Source organism: Paenibacillus sp. SAFN-117, from assembly GCF_051966115.1.
Taxonomy (GTDB): Bacteria; Bacillota; Bacilli; order Paenibacillales; family NBRC-103111; genus Paenibacillus_L; species Paenibacillus_L residui.
Window position 1 is genome coordinate 173,607 of the sequence record NZ_JBQCLK010000003.1, and the last position, 16,040, is coordinate 189,646.

Genomic DNA, 16,040 nt, shown 5'->3' on the forward strand with positions numbered 1-16,040 from the left:
CACTAACCCAACCTATGAAAGGAGTATTCTATTTTTCCCATCATTAACATATTTGCCATAGGGAAAGTTTAAAATCAAATCAACGGCCCACTGAATTTGAATCCTTTCAATGGGCCGTATCGTTAGCTTTGCGCAATTATGATCCGGAGGCCTCAAGCCTGCCGTAAGTACTGATAAAGCTCCGTATTGCGTGCGAAATACAAATTCCCGTTCTGATCACCGGCGAACAAGAAGGCCTCGTCGTCCAGAATGTTAAGTTTGCCTGAGCTCAATTCATATTGGAACAGCCTTCCCAAAGTAGTGCCGTACAAGGAGTGGTCGGAATGATATTGCAGATAGCCTCCCCTCCAGTAATGGGGCACCTCTTTCCAGTCGAAAGGAAATAGCGGGACCGTCTCGAGCACCTCCTTGCGCACAGGGTCAAACCGGAACAAAGTACCGGCCGTTAATCCCCATAAGAAACCGTCACGGTCGAATGCCAGAGCGGATATCGCCTTCTCTCCGGGAACCGGCACGCCTTCCCAGACCTTCGTCCTCGTTGCCGTATCCCACATGAGAAGGACGGCCTCCGATTTCTCCGGTACAACCCCCAGCCCCCCCCATATGGTACCCCCGGCGAAAATGGTTCCATCATGGTAAGCCAGTGAAATGATGCTTTGCTTATCGATAATATTGCGGTAGACCTCGTGGTGGTCCTCCTGCGGGCGATATAAGGTTAATGCTCCGCCCAGCCTCCCGTAACTGGATACGGTTCCGATCGCCAATTCCTCCCCTGCAGCGGCGAAAGCAAAGGGCCGGTCCTGCTCATCCCCCTGCAGCGAGAACAGAGGCTTCGGATTAACCCCATAATCCCAGGGCTCTTCAGGATCATAGCAGAACAGAATCGCCTTCGGATAGACCCCCATGTACAGCTTGCCGTCGAATGCGAGCATGTTCTCAATCTGACCGATTCCTTGGAACGACGCCAGCTTATCGGCTGCCGGATCATAGCTTGCAAATCCGCCGGCGAAATATCCTCCGATGCAAATTCGGCCATCCGGTCCGCAGGTCAACGATTGCAGGGTAATCGGGCGTCCGGTTAATTCCGGCCGCATCGTTATGTATCGGTCCGTAGCCGGATGATAAATCCAGTAACTTCCGTCGCGGTTGACGCTGACCAGGCTCTTCCCCGGGAATTCCGGGCTCTTCCATTCCAGCCATCCATAGTCGGAAGCCGGCTGCGGCATGGCCAGGGAAGTCGGGGCCAATGCCGACGTCTGTGGGTCATAGGAGTACAGAACGTCGTCTTTAACAAAGTACACCAGCCCTTCCTCGCTGGGCGGCGAGACAGACAAGCCCGATACCCCTTCCACTTCATCGCCCCATTCTCCGGTTTCCAGATCATAACTGAGAAGCACATTGGAAGGAGTGATGCGGATCAACAGCTTCGGATAGGCAATGTCGAGGTCATAAACCAGCTGTTCCTCCTGCCACTTGGCCGGAAGCGGAATCTCCCTCACAACCCCCGTCTGCGTATCCAATTCTATCAAATGCGGCTTCTTCGTACCGACTCCAATATACAGCTTGTCATTCAACGCCTTCATGCAGCGCGTATACTGCTCACCTTCGACGATCTGCCCATAATCCCGGAAGCCGCCTACCACCGGATCGTATTGGTACACCTTTCCTCCGGGATAGCATCCGCCGTACACCCTGCCTTGGCTGTCTGCGGCGAGACGCCATGTATAATGCTCCCCTGGAATCGCATTGCCCAGATTGACCGCCCCTTGCTCCGGGGTATACCGGTACAAATTGCCGTCCCCTCCGATATATACACCGGAATCGACCGCTACGACGCCCCAGCAATGCTTCGCCCCTTCCAGCAAATATCGGCCCAAGCATTCCGCCGTATGAGGATCGATGACAAATAATACGCAGGGCTCCCCTGAGGAAACGGCATAGATCCGGTCTTCCCCGCCCTCTTGTCCGTAAGCGGCCGTCCAAATATGTACGCCTTGGATCGGTTCCCCTATTTTACGAATGCTCATAGATTCAGCTCCTGTCCCCACAATTCATCCGGTCCTTTCCGACCTACTCTTTTCCCTTATCCTAATATATCGCGTTATCTATTGTACCATGATCTGCCAGCCTGCGGCCTTCATTTGCAGAAATTAGTATGGCGAGCTGCAATCTTAATCGATGTGTCGGACAAATTTCTGCATCTTAAGTCTCATTTTATTGATGCTTCGGAACTAAAAAGATGCTATAATCTGGTAAACTACTTACTATCAAGGAGAGAAGACCGCCCATGAGAAAGAGTTTGATCGCACTAATGATGGCTTTCCTGCTGCTCCTGCCCGGCTATGCTTCGGCCGCGGAGCCCGAGAAAATTGAGGTTGGATTCAACCAAATCCAGGTCAAGGTGAACGGGGTCACCTCTGTCAGCAACAATTTGCTGTATGAGGGCACGACTTATGTTCCGGTTCGAAATCTGGCCGAGATGCTGGGCTGGGACGTCATCTATTATGACAAAACTAGAACCGCTTATATTGGAATGCTTCCGGCCGGAGAAGTACCGGATGAAGTCATTGATGCCGCAGAAGCGCAGGCGGCCGCCGCCTCCGAAGAAGAGGTCGTGCTGGAGGACAAGAGATTTGACACGATCGAAGCCGTATTCAATGATATTGCCATCCAGGTTCATGGAATTCCGGTAGAAACGAGCAACATTCTGTACAATGGGACGACCTATGCCCCCATCAGAGCTGTGGCCGAAATTATGGAGATGGACGTTCATTTTTACGGGCCAACCTCTACTGCGTATATCGGCACTGTACCCCAAGGCGAAGTTCCGTTCGAGACCTATAAGGAGTGGTATCCGGATGCGAAGCGTCCCCTGTCCCACGAACCGGCTACCGGCGAGATGGAAGGCTGGCAATTGCTGAAGGGCCATGAATATGAGGACCTTGTGGAAATCTACTACAGAATTAACGGCACTATTCTCTATACGCAAATGCATGAAATCAGAGAGGTTGACCTGAACCAGGTCGTGGAATGGGTCGATGATTCCGGAAACAAGAGGTACAATACCGTTGGCGACCTCTATGACCTGTTCGGAAGCTTCAGCCGATACAGCAGCGACTGGTTTTATGAAAAATTCGGTGATCTGTACATGGATTGGTTCTTTATCGGAACGATCCGGGCCGAAGATATCGTTGAGGATTACGTGACGGAGACCGGGCAGCAATAGACGGTGCTGCCCCGGAATTGTTTGCATAAGACGGGAACATCCCAACAATGAAGTAAAAGGACCTCAAATCCCACTATGGAATGGGAACGGGTCCTTTATTTTGCAGCCCAAATTAACTCTCTAGGCGGGATTTGGAAAATCGTAATTCGATTTATGAGACAGCCCCAAGACTTGACGCAGTTTTACAGACAAATCCGACACATTGGGCCGCATATTCCTTCGAGGAAAAATTATAGAAGCCCCGGGCCGACCAATGGGATAATCAGGTCCGAATTGTATTTTTTCAGCTTGATGTAGGAGTGGCGTTTCGCTAAATCAAGGATGAATCATATAAATAGGAAATCACCAATTCAACCGATTCTTCCACCGATTTCCGGGAGCTGTCAATGACGATGTCCGGCGCCAAAGGCTCCTCGTAGGGGGAGGAGATTCCGGTAAATTCGGAAATTTCCCCGTTTCTTGCTTTTTGATACAGCCCTTTGGGATCGCGCCGTTCACATTCCTCCAACGGGCACTTGACGTAGATCTCGATAAATTCTCCCGGCTCGAGCAGCCCGCGCGCCAGATTCCGGTCCTCGCGATAAGGAGAAATGAAGGCCGTCAGCGTAATGATTCCGGCATCGACGAACAGTTTGGCGACTTCGCCAATTCTGCGAATGTTCTCCCTGCGGTCTTCGGCGCTGAAGCCGAGACCTTTGCTTAAGCCATGGCGAATGTTGTCCCCGTCCAGCACGTAGGAGCGCTTTTCCAATTCATGCAGCTTGGTTTGCACCGCATTGGCCAGCGTAGATTTGCCTGAACCGGACAAGCCGGTAAACCATAACACGCAGCTTTTGTGCCGGTTCAAGCGATGCCGATCGGGTTTGGTAACAGATGCCGCATGCCAGACAATATTTTCCGCGGCCGATGAATTCGACATGCTCCATTCCTCCATCCTTTTCTATTTCTGCGTCAAGCTCTAGAATCAGTCAGCCCTTGCAACCTCTTCACATCTCTCTACTTCTTGACGGCAGCTTCCGTCCGCATTCCGCGAATCAATACCTCTACCACTTCCTTGCGGCTGAACTCCGGCGGCGGCGCCTCCCCTCGGCTCAGCATTTCTCTTACCTTTGTTCCGGACAGTGCAACCCGATCCTCGGACGGATGCGGGCAAGTTTTGGTCGAGGCCATATTTCCGCATTTTGTACAGAAGAAGCTGTTTTCGAAGAACAACAACGTGATTCCCAATTCCTCCCCGGAAAACCGCCTGAAGATTTGCTGCGCCTCATAGGTTCCATAATAATTTCCGACACCGGCATGATCACGGCCGACGATAAAGTGGGTGCAGCCGTAATTTTTGCGGACCAGCGCATGAAAAACAGCCTCCCGCGGCCCCGCGTAACGCATGGCGGCCGGGAATACAGCCAGAAACACGCGATCCTTCGGGTAATAGGCTTCCAGCAGCACCCGATAGCTCTCCATTCGGACATCCGCAGGAATATCGTCTGCCTTCGTCTCGCCGACCAGCGGATTCAGAAACAGGCCGTCTACGATTTCCAGCGCCGATTTTTGAATATATTCATGCGCCCGGTGAACCGGATTGCGGGTCTGAAAACCGACGACCGTCTTCCACCCCCGCTCTTCAAACAAGCTTCTCGTTGCCGAGGGATCAAGATAATAATCGGCGAAGGCACCCTTCTTCGGCCTTCTAACCAGTGTCACCGGCCCGCCGATATACACATCGGGACGGGAGAACAAATTTCTGACCCCCGGATGGGCCTGATCGGAGGTCCGGTAGACCTGCTCTGCCTCCAGCCTTTTGTCCGGAACGAAGATTTCCTCTACCTCCATTACTCCATAGACAATCCCGTTCTGAACTAATTTCACCCGCTCGCCCTGCTTTAGCTGCCGGGCTGTCTCCACCGTTACGGGCAGCGTGATCGGCAGGCTCCAGACTTGGCCGCCGGCCAGCCGCATATTCTGCACGACGGACAAGTAATCTTCTCTTCCCATGAAACCGGTCAGCGGGCTGTACGCCCCGATGGCGATTAGTTCCAGATCCGATAAAGCGATATTATCCAGCTCTATTTCCTGCGTCAGTGATACATATTGCGCGTCGGCATCTATCCGGTGGATCAGTTCCCCGCCATGGGGGGTATTGATACTCATTTGGCTCCATCCCCTTCGTATTCCAAAAGATTGTAGTCATCGCAGAATCGGCCGTTTGAAGAGTTCGTCATTGATGAAGACCGCATTCGGTCTTCCCGCTGCCCGCCCATCTTCCGGCTCTGGAGCTGCCGATTCCGGACACCGGAAGCGTGCAGGTTTCGCATCCGATGCTCGGGTAACCGCGATCATGCAGCTCGTTATAGGTCAAATCGTAAGTATGGATGTACTCCCATATATCGTCCCACGTCCAGTGGATCAACGGGCAGATTTTGATCGAGCGAAACTTATCGTCCCGATTCACATATTGAACATGGGCCCTTGTCGGAGATTGTTCCCTGCGCAGCCCGGACATCCAGGCCGCCTGCCCACTCAGCGCCCGTGCCAACGGCTCCACTTTACGCATCCGGCAGCACAGGTTAGGGTCGCTCTCCCACAATTTATCCCCATAGACGGCCGCCTGCCCGCTCAACGTCAGATCCGACTCGATGAATTCGATTCGCAAAGCCGGATACCGCTCCTGAACACGGACGATGAGCTCGTAGGTCTCCTTGAAATGGACATGGGTATCGATAAAAATCACCTTGGCATCCTTGCGCACTTTGCTGATGAGATCAATCAGCACGATCGCTTCCGCACCGAAGCTGCAGGCATAGACGAGCTCGTCGGCATAATGGCCGTAAGCCCATTTGATGACCTCCAGCGAATCTAATTTTTCCAGTTCTGAATTGATACCGCGATACTGTTCCTCTGTCAGTGTTTCGTACAACCACTGGTTACCGGGCATAAGTTTCCCTCCTCGCGTCGTTCCGCCTTAACCGGCGAATTCCTGATGCAGTGCGCTTCCTTCCATGCGGCTCTCATTCAGCCATTCCACGGCATCTATGACAAACGATTCCCCTTCACGAATAGTCCGGGTCACCTTCCAGCCATAAGCTCCGGCTACGGCCGCCGTTCCCTCGCCTACACATATGAATTCGGGAATGCACAGCAGCCTGGAAGCCAGCTCCGGCTCTCGGTTTGCCAATTCCTGAAGAGCGTACATAGCACGGACATCGCCAATCCAGAGCGTATCGAAGCCGCGCTCCCGGAACAGCTCCGCCAGATAAGCGGTAGCCCGAATCTTCTGCCGGGACATGCCGGCCAATAGCCAGCAAACCCCATCTTCCGAATAGGGGGCGTTAATTCCGGTGTAATCGGGCGATAACAGCAGCATGCGGGCTCCTTCCTGCAGGCCGATCCGGCTCCCAAGCACCCCGGGCCGCACTCCCGATCCGGCTGCGTAATCCGCAGAAAAGTCATATTCAACCGTTATCGCTCTTCGGGCGAGCTCCGCCGCCGCTCCTTCGTTGAGTGCCGCCATACGGGTATTTATGTTGCGGATATCCCTTCCCGCCGCATGCAAGGCTTGGAAGAAAAACTGCACCTCCCATACATCCGCAAACACGATCCAATCGCTGGACTCCGCAGCCTGGAGTACTCGTTCCGCTTCCAATGCGGGTTCCGGAAGGACCGGAACCTCCGCCGTCTCGGCGCCCCATTGCTCGAGAAGCCGGCCGTCCCCCCGAGTAGCAGGTTCGGATTGAAACAACAGCACTTTGCGGCCGAATAACGGCTTTTGTTCGTACCAGCCAAGAGTTTCCCTAAGCCGGACCACCTCACCGATGATCAGGATCGCCGGCGCCTCGAAGTTCGCCTCCTGCGCCTTGGAGGCGATATTATCAAGGGTGCCGGCGAGCGTACGCTGATCGCCGGTCGTTCCCCACCGGACCAGCGCTGCCGGGGTGGCCGGGGGCTTGCCGCATTCAATCAGCCGCTGCCGAATATACGGCAAATTCTTCACCCCCATATAGACCACGAGGGTGTCGAAGCCGGAGGCTGCCTGCCAATTCGTCTCCTTCCCCTCATTGCCCGCGCAGCGATGCCCGGTGACGAAGGCCGTATTCGAGCTCCATTCGCGGTGGGTGAGCGGAATACCGGCATAAGAAGCCGCTGCGATGCCGGAAGTGACGCCGGGGACAATTTCGAACGGAATCCCATGTCTGGCGCAAGCCTCCGCCTCTTCTCCCACCCGGCCGTAGATGCTCGGATCCCCGCCCTTCAACCTGGCTACCTTTTTCCCGCGCAGAGCTTCACGGACGAGGATTTCGTTAATTTCCTCCTGTGCCATCGAATGCTTTCCCGCTTCCTTGCCGCAAAACACGAAGCGGGCGCCCTGCTTCACATAGGCCAACAATTGGGGGGACGCCAACCGGTCATAGACGACCACCTGGGCTTCCTCCAACGCTTTGATCCCTTTTAACGGAATCAAGCCGGGATCCCCCGGTCCCGCTCCGATAAAGTATACTTTCCCGGCCTTCATGCTCCGGCTCCTTTCCCATGGCTTCTTCACTTTGCACCGCTTAGCCGCCTCAGGCTCCGAGTGGATTTAAGCAGCAAGCGCCCCATGTCTCTGGTAGTTTGATTAATCGAACTGCAGCGTTTCAATCGAGTAGCCGACCCCGTCTCGGCCGAGAGGCTTCTTCTCGACAATTCCGAGCGACCGGATTTCCGGCGGTTCGACCGTGTGCCGCAGCAGTTGATTTTCCGCATAGGTGAAAGCCTTCTCGTCCGAGGATGAGACGACGACGACGGTCATTAACCTTTCCCGGGACAAGATGGCTTCCAGTTTATACAAATAGGGCTCGGTGTGCTGTTCCGGCATCAGCCATGCCTCCTTTTTAGGTATCGTAAATATGATGATGCAGTTTTCCAACGAATCGTAATCGTCCAAGAAACTTTCCGAAGCTCCGTCAAGCAGGTGTCAAAATACTGTCGGCCTGGCTCTGAATCGTCTCGATCCCGACTCGCTCCACATACTGCCAATAGGTCTCCCCTTCGAGCCGTTCTTCCTTATAGGCGCCTATCAACTGCGCCAGGAAAGGGCCCAACCGGTTCACATCCACCCTGATCTTGAGCTTGCGGTTAAACCGCGCTTCGCCTTCCAACGTACCGCCAACATGGACATCAAAGGCGTCCACCATACCATCCGGTGTTCTCACCAGCGCCCCCTGCAGTCCGATATCGGCAATCTGATGCTGTCCGCAGGAATTAGGGCAGCCGACCATATGGATGCGGAGCGGCGTATCCAATTCCACCGTTTCGTCCAAATACTCAGCGAGCGCCCTCATTCTTTCCTTCGTCTCGACGACGGCGAGATTGCAGTACTCGATCCCTGTGCAAGAGACCGCATAGCCGACGAACGTATTGGGCGTTAACCGGAAACGGTTGACAATGAGAGACTCCTCCTTGAAGGCTTCCACCTTGTCGGCCGGAATCTGGCGGATCAGGACGTTCTGCGAATTGCACGTTCCGATGGTCCCGTCCCCGTATTCGCGAGCCAGACGGGCCAGCTCACGCATCTCCGCCGCATTCATTCTTCCGACGGGAACGGACAGTCCGGCGTAATACAGCCCCTTCTGCTTCTGCTCATGAATCCCGTAGAAATATCCGGCATTCCAGCCCCGGATTAAATCCTCCCCACGGCTCTGCAGCTCGCCGGTGACCCGGACCAATTCCTCGCGGAACTTCTCCGGCCCCCAATCGGCGACGAGATACTTCAGGCGGGCGTGAGTCCGCTTATGCCGGTAGCCGAAGTCACGGAAGATGGTAGTGACTCCGGCGGCTACCCGAACGACATCCTCCGGGAGGCAGAAGACGTCGAGCTGCCGGGCCATATGCGGCTTGGTCGACAATCCGCCTCCGACCCACACGTGAAAACCGATCTCTTCCTTGCCGTTAATCGTCTTGCGGGCCGGGGTAAAAGCCAGGTCATTGATTTGCGCATGGCCCGTGTTGTACACGTTGGCCGAGATGGACATTTTATATTTGCGCGGCAGGTTGGAGAAATCCCGATTGCCCAGAAAAAACTTCTCCAACTCGGCCACAATCGGCCTCGTATCCAATACCTCATGCGGATCGATCCCTGCCAGCGGATTGCCTACAATGGTCCGGGGACAATCCCCGCAAGCTTCGAAAGAGGACAATCCGACAGAAGCCAGCCGTTCGAAGATGTCCGGAAGGCTCTCTACAGTCAGCCAGTGATACTGAATAGCCTGGCGGGTCGTCACATCGATCAAATCCCGTCCGTAGTCCTCGGCAATGCCCGCCAAGGCATCCGCCTGCTCATGCGACAGCACTCCTCCCGGAATGCGAACCCGCATCATGAAGTGGCCGTCCTTGGGCCGCTGCTGGTAGATACCCGCCCATTTGAACCGGTCCAGATCCGACGGCTCGATCGATTGCCAGCCCTCCTTCGAGTACTTGTCGATTATCGTTTCGATAACATCCAGACCGTCCTTCTCCAGCTTGGTAAGCTCCATCTTGTTTAAATTCGGATCGTCTGCCCACTTCCAATTCCGCTTTTCCGTCACGGTTATTTCACTCTCCGTCTCATATGAATTCAGCCGGCTTCCCTTCGCCGCTCCCAACCTTCCCTATACTGCCGTTCCTTGCTTCCTTCCTCATCTTGTATAGTCATGGAGCCGACGAGGGGAATTTGTCATTTTAGCAGTATAGTCGTGATTCTCACCTTAATGAGCTTTCACAGCGGCCCCGCCCCATAGCGTTTCCATAGCCTGCTCCACCGTTTGCCTAATCCAGTCAGCTATTAGCGGGTGCGGCAAATATGCCTTCCCGGTATATGAATAATGAATGCCTTCTAATCTGTCGGGAATGGCCCGATTTGTAAAATAGCCTTCGCTCAAAAACAGCGGAAGCACAAGCAAACGGCCGCAGGTCAGCAGAGCTTTCGCCTGCGCGGCCACCGTATCCGGCCTTAATGTCGCGTAGGCGGCGGCGCTGAAACCGAATTGCCGTCTCAACCGCTCCGTCACCCGCAGCAGCAAATTTTCCCACGCCTCCTGAAAGCCCGGAACCGCGCTGCCGTGACCTACGGTCAGCAGCGCCTCCCCAGCCGGGACAGATGACAGCTCCCGCAGCCGCTCCTCCAAGATTCGCATGATCCGGACATCGTCCTCTAGCGGAGGACACCAGTGCAAGCGGACCTTTACGATCAGCCGCTGCAGATCCGTGGCCACAGCAGGAGCAGGAATCAGTCCGAGGCTGTATCGGATTTCGTTCAGGTGTGTGCTTCCCTCCGATACGAATAACGGAACGACCAGCACATGACGCATCCCGATTCGTTCCAGACGAATCAATTGTGCGGCAATGCCCTGCTCCGGCACTCCGCCCAAATACCCAATATGTACCGGAAGCCGAAGCCCGGCCTGACGAACCGTCTCATCGACAAGCTCCACCCAACCCGGATCAGGGGAACCGTGGGCAACGACCAGCACCGCTGTTTTCTTCAAATCATCCCTCCTTCCTGCCGAGAAGTCCGGCGGCGAACCGCTCAGCCTCCCGATCTCTGGCCGCCAGGTCCCCCCTGCGGGTCAGCTCGAGCAAAGCGTCGTCCAGCAGACGATCCATCAGCTCCCGCCGGGAATCCGGGGAGAGCATCAGGGTCCGGGCCCGGGTTCTCCATGCGGCCACAAAATTCAGATGCTCCCCATATTCGGGGCCGATGATGCCCTGCAGCCATTCCCTCATCTTCCTGGCGAACCCGGGACACCGGCCCTCCGTTCCGACGGCTATCCGGAGCGCCCCGCGTTCCACCACCGCCGGAACGGTAAAGCTGCAGAGGTCCGGGCGGTCGGCCACGTTGACCCATTGATGCGGACCGGCCGACCGGCTGACGAGCAAGTTCGTCGCGGCATCGTCCGTAGCCGCCAGGACCAGCAGTGCGTCATTAATATCCGCGGGCTCGAAGCTTCTTGCTGTAAGCTCGATCTCCCCATGAGCCCCCAGCTCGCGCAGCCGCTCCGTACACGAGGGGCTGATCACCCTGACGCGGGCGCCGCTAGCCAGCAGTGAAGCGACTTTCCGCTCTGCGACCCGCCCGCCGCCGACAACGACGCATTGCTTTCCCCGAAGGTCAGCGAACATTGGATAGCTTCTCATTGCGTCCCCCCCTTGAATCCATCATTCTGGTGCCGTCCCAACCGGAAAGCATCGCCCAAAGACAAGCAAAAGTGCATGTCAATTTGGTAGTATCTGCCAAATATAGCAGAATACGAGCAAAACTGTAGGTCAATCGCCGGAAAAATCCGAAAATCAGCGAAATGGCCGAATTTAACTGCACTTTCGCATGTCTTTGGCTCATTTTAACTAAAGTGGTCTCAAAGACATGTACTTTTGCGCGTGATTTGTCAGTTCACCTTACATCCTCTCAACGTTAGCATTATAGAGGGTTTCCCATCGCGCATCTTTCCCGGCAGGCGTTGCATCGTGCATGGTAAGTAGTCCTCCAGCTTTTAAGGAAATTGCTATCCCCCCTTATGGCAGTGTCCGTTCCAGATATACGAAGTTTCCCGTCACCATCACCTCGCGGATTCCTAAATATGCACAGGCATCGGATCGTATTTGCCCTGGTTCTCAATCGTCTGCATCTGCCCGCCGGCATACAGATACAGCCGGTGTATCAGCACCAGCACCTCCTGTCCCGCGGTTAGAGGAGCGGATTCCAGGGAACGGTAGGCGAACAGCGTCTGGCCCCCCGCCTCTACTTCCACGAGCCAGCTGCTGCCGCGGAAAAATAACTGCTTGACGACACCCGGTTCAGCGGCTGATGGGGTAGACAGCTCCCGTTCGCTTCCGACTTCGATAAATTCGGGGCGAACGATCGCCTGCGCCCCCTCCGCTATGCCGGCGAAGCTTCGGAAGGCCGACGGATTTCCGATCAGGCTGGATTCCCCGATAAACTTCGCTACGAACGGGCTTGCCGGACGGTTGTAAATCTCCATCGGTGTGCCGATCTGCTCCAGCCTTCCTTGATGGATAATAATGATTTCGTCGGCCACCTCCACCGCTTCGTCCTGATCGTGGGTGACGAAAATCGTCGTCACCCCGACCCGGCTTATCATTTCCTTCAGCCACGAGCGAAGCTCCTTGCGCACCTTGGCGTCAATGGCGGCGAATGGCTCATCCAGCAGCAGCAGCCGGGGCTCGGGTGCCAGGGCTCGGGCGAAGGCGACCCGCTGCCGCTGTCCGCCGGACAGCTCGTGCGGATAACGGCGCTCCAGCCCCTGCAGGCCGGTTAACGCCAGCAATTGTTCTACCCGGCGGCGAATATCGGCCTTTCCAGCCTTCCGAATGCTCAGGCCGAAGGCGATATTATCGTAAACGGTCATATGCCTGAACAACGCATAATTTTGAAAAACGAATCCGATCCCGCGCTTCTGCGGGGGGACCTCGTTAATCCGCCTGCCATCGAAACGGATCTCCCCCGCATCGGGCACCTCCAAGCCAGCGAGCAGACGCAAAATCGTCGTCTTGCCTCCTCCGCTCGGCCCCAACAATCCGATCAGATTGCCTTGGCCGATGCGGAAGCTTACCTCCTTGCAGGCCGCGAAATCTCCGTAATGCTTTCTAAGCCCCTCGACTTCAATCTGCATGTACGCTATCCTCCTTTCCCTGTGCTTCCCGCTCGCGGCCGTGCTTCCATTCCACCCAGCTTTTGGCGGCCAAAGTAAGCAGCGCCAGCAGCATAAGCAGAGAAGCGGCGGCGAATGAAGCGGAAAATTGGTATTCGTTGTACAATATTTCTACATGAAGCGGCAGCGTATTGGTCTGTCCACGGATATGCCCGGATACGACGGAAACGGCGCCGAACTCCCCCATGGCGCGAGCGTTGCACAGAATCATTCCATACAGCAGCCCCCATTTGATATTCGGCAAGGTTACCCGTTTGAAAATTTGCCAGCCTCTGGCTCCCAGCGTCATCGCCGCCTCTTCCTCGAGCGTACCCTGGGCCTGCATCAGAGGAATCAGCTCCCGGGCAACGAACGGAAATGTAACGAATAGCGTGGCCAGCACAATTCCCGGCAGAGCATAAATGATTTGCAGATTCATTCCCTCCAGATAAGGACTGAAGAGCCCCCTAGAGCCGAATAACAGGACGAAGATCAGCCCCGAGATGACCGGTGATATGGCAAACGGCAGATCGATCAGGGTAACCAGCGCTTGCTTGCCGCGAAAGCGGTATTTCGTCACCGCCCAGGCAGCCGCGATACCGAAGAGCGTATTTAAAGGCACGGCGATCAGGGCGGTTATCAATGTCAAGCGAATGGCCGCCAGCGCATCCGGATCGGTTACGGCGGCCAGATAGGCCTCGATCCCTTTTTTCAGAGCCTGTGTAAATACAGAAATCAGGGGAAGCACCAGCACGACCCCAAGAAAGAATAGCGCCAAGCCGATGAGCAGCCACTGTACGCTGCGCGCTTCCGTAATATGCTGCGGCCGGGCGGCCGCAGGTGTCCGGGCTGAAGCTGTCGTCACCCCATTACTTCTCTCCCCCCTCCCACTAATTTAAAATGACGCCGATGTCTTAACTCCGAAGCATTCGCCGGCTTAGCCGCCACTGCATGAAGTTGATCAGCAGCAGCAGCACGAAGGAGATTACCAGCATGACCAGCGCTACAGCCGTTGCTCCCGCGTAGTCGTACTGCTCCAGCTTCGTCATGATCAATAGCGGAGCGATCTCCGTCTTCATCGGCATATTGCCGGAAATAAACACGACCGAGCCGTATTCACCGATTCCCCGGGCGAAGGCCAGGGCGAAACCGGTCAGTAACGCGGGCAGCAGCGGAGGAAGAAGGACACTGCGGAAGGTCCTCCAACGGAAGGCACCCAGAGATACGGCAGCTTCCTCCACTTCCTTCTCCAGCTCCTGCAGCACCGGCTGAACCGTCCGGACGACGAAGGGCAATCCGATAAAAACTAGCGCAATCGTAATGCCAAGCGGAGTGAATGCGGCCTGAATTCCGACATGCTTGAGCAGGCTTCCCCCCCATCCGTTCTCCGCATAGATCGCGGTTAGCGAGATCCCGGCAACGGCGGTCGGAAGGGCAAACGGCAAATCCACCATGCCGTCGATCAGCTTTTTGCCCGGGAAGGAGTAACGGACCAGAACCCAGGCCACCAGCAGCCCGAATACGGCATTAACCAGTGCCGCGAGCAAAGCCGTCACGAAGGTGACCCGAAAGGAAGCGAGCACGCGGGGGGCGAGCACGATTTCCCAGAACCGTTCCCAACTGATTTCGAATGTTTGCAGAAAGATCGCCGATAAAGGCAGCAGCACGACAATGCCCAAATAAAACAAAGTGAAGCCCATCGATAAACCGAAGCCCGGCAAACGATTTTCTTTTCTTCTCACCCGGAGTCACTCCAATATGCTTTGGATGGCTGTAGACCATCCCTTAAGCCTTCTCTTTATATAGTTCCGATCGCACCGATCGGCGGATGCGTCTCTTTCCTCGACAAGGTCAAGGACCATAAATTTGATCGAAAGTGCCGTTATCCGCAAAATGTACCTGCTGCGCGTTCTGCCACCCGCCAAAATCTTCATCCACGGTTAACAGCTCCAGCTTCGGAAACTGCTCCTCAAATTGTTTGGCGACTTCCTCCGAACGCGGACGATAGTAATTCTCCGCCGCTATTCTTTGCCCCTCTTCGGAATACAGGTATTTCAAATAGGCTTCGGCGACCTCCCGGGTACCTTTTTGATCCACCACCTTGTCTACGACGGCCACCGGCGGTTCCGCCAAAATACTGATGGAGGGAATGACGATTTCGAATTTATCCTTGCCGAGTTCATGAATGGCCAGGAAAGCTTCATTCTCCCAGGCGATCAGCACATCCCCGATTTCCCGCTCCACGAAGGTCGTCGTTGCGCCGCGCGCTCCGGAGTCGAGGACAGGAACATTTTTGAACAGGGCACCGATAAACTCTTTCACCTTGTCTTCCTCACCGTTGAATTTTTTGACGGCATAGCCCCAAGCGGCCAAATAGTTCCATCTGGCGCCCCCCGACGTTTTCGGATTCGGTGTAATGACGGAAATCCCCGGCTTGATCAAATCGTCCCAATCCTTAATGTCCTTCGGATTGCCGCTGCGCACCAGGAAAACGATAGTTGACGTATAAGGCGAGCTGTTGGCTTCCAGCCGCTGCTGCCAGCCTTCCGAAATCAATCCCGCAGCCTGAATCTCTTCGATATCGTAGGCCAGCGCAAGCGTGACGACATCGGCTTTAAGGCCGTCAATGACGGATCTCCCCTGCTTTCCGGAGCCCCCATGGGATTGCTTGATGGTCACCGTCTGACCGGTTTGCCCCAGCCAATGCTCCTGGAAAGACCGGTTGAACTGTTCATACAGCTCCCGGGTTGGATCATAGGATACATTCAGCAGCTCAACCGCCGGCTTGTTCCCGGAGGAATTCGCAGGCCCCTTTCCCGAAGCCGACACAGAAGAATCCGACCGACCGCTTGAGCATGCGGCGGTCAGGGCCAGCAGTATGGCCATGATTGCAATCAGCAGCCCTTTGCTTTGCAGTTTCAATTTTGGGTTCTCTCCTCTTCCGTAGTTTTGTTCATCTATCTCTGCCCGTTCTAACAAACAAGCACCAAGGATAAACGGCTATCGCCGTCCCTAGGACGTGCGCGTTTACCGATGAAATATAAGAACAGGTATAGATGAAAACTTATACCTTCTTATATTCTGGACAGTCAAAAGTTCTACAGCATTAAGAAGCGAGCGAATCGGCGTCAATATCAGTCGTTTCCTGCTTGGATTGG

The 16,040-nt window shown here is 55.2% G+C and carries 14 protein-coding genes; 1 reads left to right on the plus strand and 13 read right to left on the minus strand.

The features are described from left to right. Nucleotides 1-152 precede the first annotated feature (152 nt). Nucleotides 153-2,027 (minus strand): WD40 repeat domain-containing protein, encoded by a 1,875-nt coding sequence (locus ACTHRH_RS03730; protein WP_440414192.1) that lies wholly within the window; start codon nucleotides 2,025-2,027, stop codon nucleotides 153-155. A gap of 260 nt (nucleotides 2,028-2,287) precedes the next feature. Here ACTHRH_RS03730 and ACTHRH_RS03735 point away from each other — a divergent pair, with 260 nt between their 5' ends. Continuing rightward, a complete protein-coding gene (locus ACTHRH_RS03735) occupies nucleotides 2,288-3,226 on the plus strand; it encodes a stalk domain-containing protein (RefSeq protein ID WP_144932892.1) in 939 nt (312 codons plus the stop codon). 310 nt (nucleotides 3,227-3,536) lie between these two features. On the opposite strand, the gene cysC is transcribed toward ACTHRH_RS03735, so the two are convergent. From cysC to ACTHRH_RS03795, 12 genes are all read right to left on the minus strand, one after another. Beyond that, entirely contained in the window at nucleotides 3,537-4,145 is a 609-nt protein-coding gene (gene cysC, locus ACTHRH_RS03740; protein ID WP_144932890.1) for an adenylyl-sulfate kinase, read from the minus strand. Nucleotides 4,146-4,222: 77 nt separating this feature from the next. Then, the gene (gene sat / locus ACTHRH_RS03745; RefSeq protein WP_144932888.1) at nucleotides 4,223-5,374 is read right to left on the minus strand and encodes a sulfate adenylyltransferase; all 1,152 of its coding nucleotides are present in this window, start codon (nucleotides 5,372-5,374) and stop codon (nucleotides 4,223-4,225) included. A gap of 67 nt (nucleotides 5,375-5,441) precedes the next feature. Then, nucleotides 5,442-6,158, minus strand: coding sequence for a phosphoadenylyl-sulfate reductase (locus tag ACTHRH_RS03750; protein ID WP_440414195.1), 717 nt, complete (start codon nucleotides 6,156-6,158; stop codon nucleotides 5,442-5,444). A gap of 27 nt (nucleotides 6,159-6,185) precedes the next feature. Further along, nucleotides 6,186-7,733: a uroporphyrinogen-III C-methyltransferase gene (gene cobA, locus ACTHRH_RS03755; RefSeq protein ID WP_379286633.1), complete on the minus strand. Its 1,548-nt coding sequence runs from the start codon at nucleotides 7,731-7,733 to the stop codon at nucleotides 6,186-6,188. 102 nt (nucleotides 7,734-7,835) lie between these two features. Beyond that, a complete protein-coding gene (locus ACTHRH_RS03760; protein WP_150959750.1) occupies nucleotides 7,836-8,075 on the minus strand; it encodes a DUF3906 family protein in 240 nt (79 codons plus the stop codon). A gap of 88 nt (nucleotides 8,076-8,163) precedes the next feature. Then, nucleotides 8,164-9,732 carry a nitrite/sulfite reductase gene (locus ACTHRH_RS03765; protein WP_186328179.1) on the minus strand — a complete coding sequence of 523 codons (1,569 nt, stop codon included), beginning with the start codon at nucleotides 9,730-9,732 and terminating at the stop codon, nucleotides 8,164-8,166. Between the two features lie 210 nt (nucleotides 9,733-9,942). Then, on the minus strand, nucleotides 9,943-10,722 hold the full coding sequence (locus tag ACTHRH_RS03770; protein ID WP_440414198.1) for a sirohydrochlorin chelatase: 780 nt from the start codon (nucleotides 10,720-10,722) through the stop codon (nucleotides 9,943-9,945). Nucleotide 10,723: 1 nt separating this feature from the next. Next, the gene (locus tag ACTHRH_RS03775) at nucleotides 10,724-11,371 is read right to left on the minus strand and encodes a precorrin-2 dehydrogenase/sirohydrochlorin ferrochelatase family protein (protein WP_379286636.1); all 648 of its coding nucleotides are present in this window, start codon (nucleotides 11,369-11,371) and stop codon (nucleotides 10,724-10,726) included. A gap of 434 nt (nucleotides 11,372-11,805) precedes the next feature. Continuing rightward, nucleotides 11,806-12,864: an ABC transporter ATP-binding protein gene (locus ACTHRH_RS03780; protein WP_440414200.1), complete on the minus strand. Its 1,059-nt coding sequence runs from the start codon at nucleotides 12,862-12,864 to the stop codon at nucleotides 11,806-11,808. Then, nucleotides 12,854-13,747 carry a sulfate ABC transporter permease subunit CysW gene (gene cysW, locus ACTHRH_RS03785; protein WP_440414202.1) on the minus strand — a complete coding sequence of 298 codons (894 nt, stop codon included), beginning with the start codon at nucleotides 13,745-13,747 and terminating at the stop codon, nucleotides 12,854-12,856. Before cysW ends, ACTHRH_RS03780 begins: the two co-directional genes overlap by 11 nt. A 49-nt stretch (nucleotides 13,748-13,796) precedes the next feature. Then, a complete protein-coding gene (gene cysT, locus ACTHRH_RS03790; protein ID WP_144932870.1) occupies nucleotides 13,797-14,624 on the minus strand; it encodes a sulfate ABC transporter permease subunit CysT in 828 nt (275 codons plus the stop codon). 109 nt (nucleotides 14,625-14,733) lie between these two features. After that, on the minus strand, nucleotides 14,734-15,768 hold the full coding sequence (locus ACTHRH_RS03795; protein WP_440414213.1) for a sulfate ABC transporter substrate-binding protein: 1,035 nt from the start codon (nucleotides 15,766-15,768) through the stop codon (nucleotides 14,734-14,736). Between the last annotated feature and the right edge of the window lie 272 nt (nucleotides 15,769-16,040).

Coding starts and splice junctions, on each gene's coding strand:
- ACTHRH_RS03730 (WP_440414192.1), bottom strand. CDS start 2,027: ATGAGCATTCGTAAAATAGGGGAACCGATCCAAGGCGTACATATTTGG.
- ACTHRH_RS03775 (WP_379286636.1), bottom strand. CDS start 11,371: ATGAGAAGCTATCCAATGTTCGCTGACCTTCGGGGAAAGCAATGCGTC.
- ACTHRH_RS03765 (WP_186328179.1), bottom strand. CDS start 9,732: ATGGAGCTTACCAAGCTGGAGAAGGACGGTCTGGATGTTATCGAAACG.
- ACTHRH_RS03780 (WP_440414200.1), bottom strand. CDS start 12,864: ATGCAGATTGAAGTCGAGGGGCTTAGAAAGCATTACGGAGATTTCGCG.
- ACTHRH_RS03760 (WP_150959750.1), bottom strand. CDS start 8,075: ATGCCGGAACAGCACACCGAGCCCTATTTGTATAAACTGGAAGCCATC.
- cobA (WP_379286633.1), bottom strand. CDS start 7,733: ATGAAGGCCGGGAAAGTATACTTTATCGGAGCGGGACCGGGGGATCCC.
- ACTHRH_RS03795 (WP_440414213.1), bottom strand. CDS start 15,768: ATGGCCATACTGCTGGCCCTGACCGCCGCATGCTCAAGCGGTCGGTCG.
- ACTHRH_RS03735 (WP_144932892.1), top strand. CDS start 2,288: ATGAGAAAGAGTTTGATCGCACTAATGATGGCTTTCCTGCTGCTCCTG.
- ACTHRH_RS03750 (WP_440414195.1), bottom strand. CDS start 6,158: ATGCCCGGTAACCAGTGGTTGTACGAAACACTGACAGAGGAACAGTAT.
- sat (WP_144932888.1), bottom strand. CDS start 5,374: ATGAGTATCAATACCCCCCATGGCGGGGAACTGATCCACCGGATAGAT.
- cysC (WP_144932890.1), bottom strand. CDS start 4,145: ATGTCGAATTCATCGGCCGCGGAAAATATTGTCTGGCATGCGGCATCT.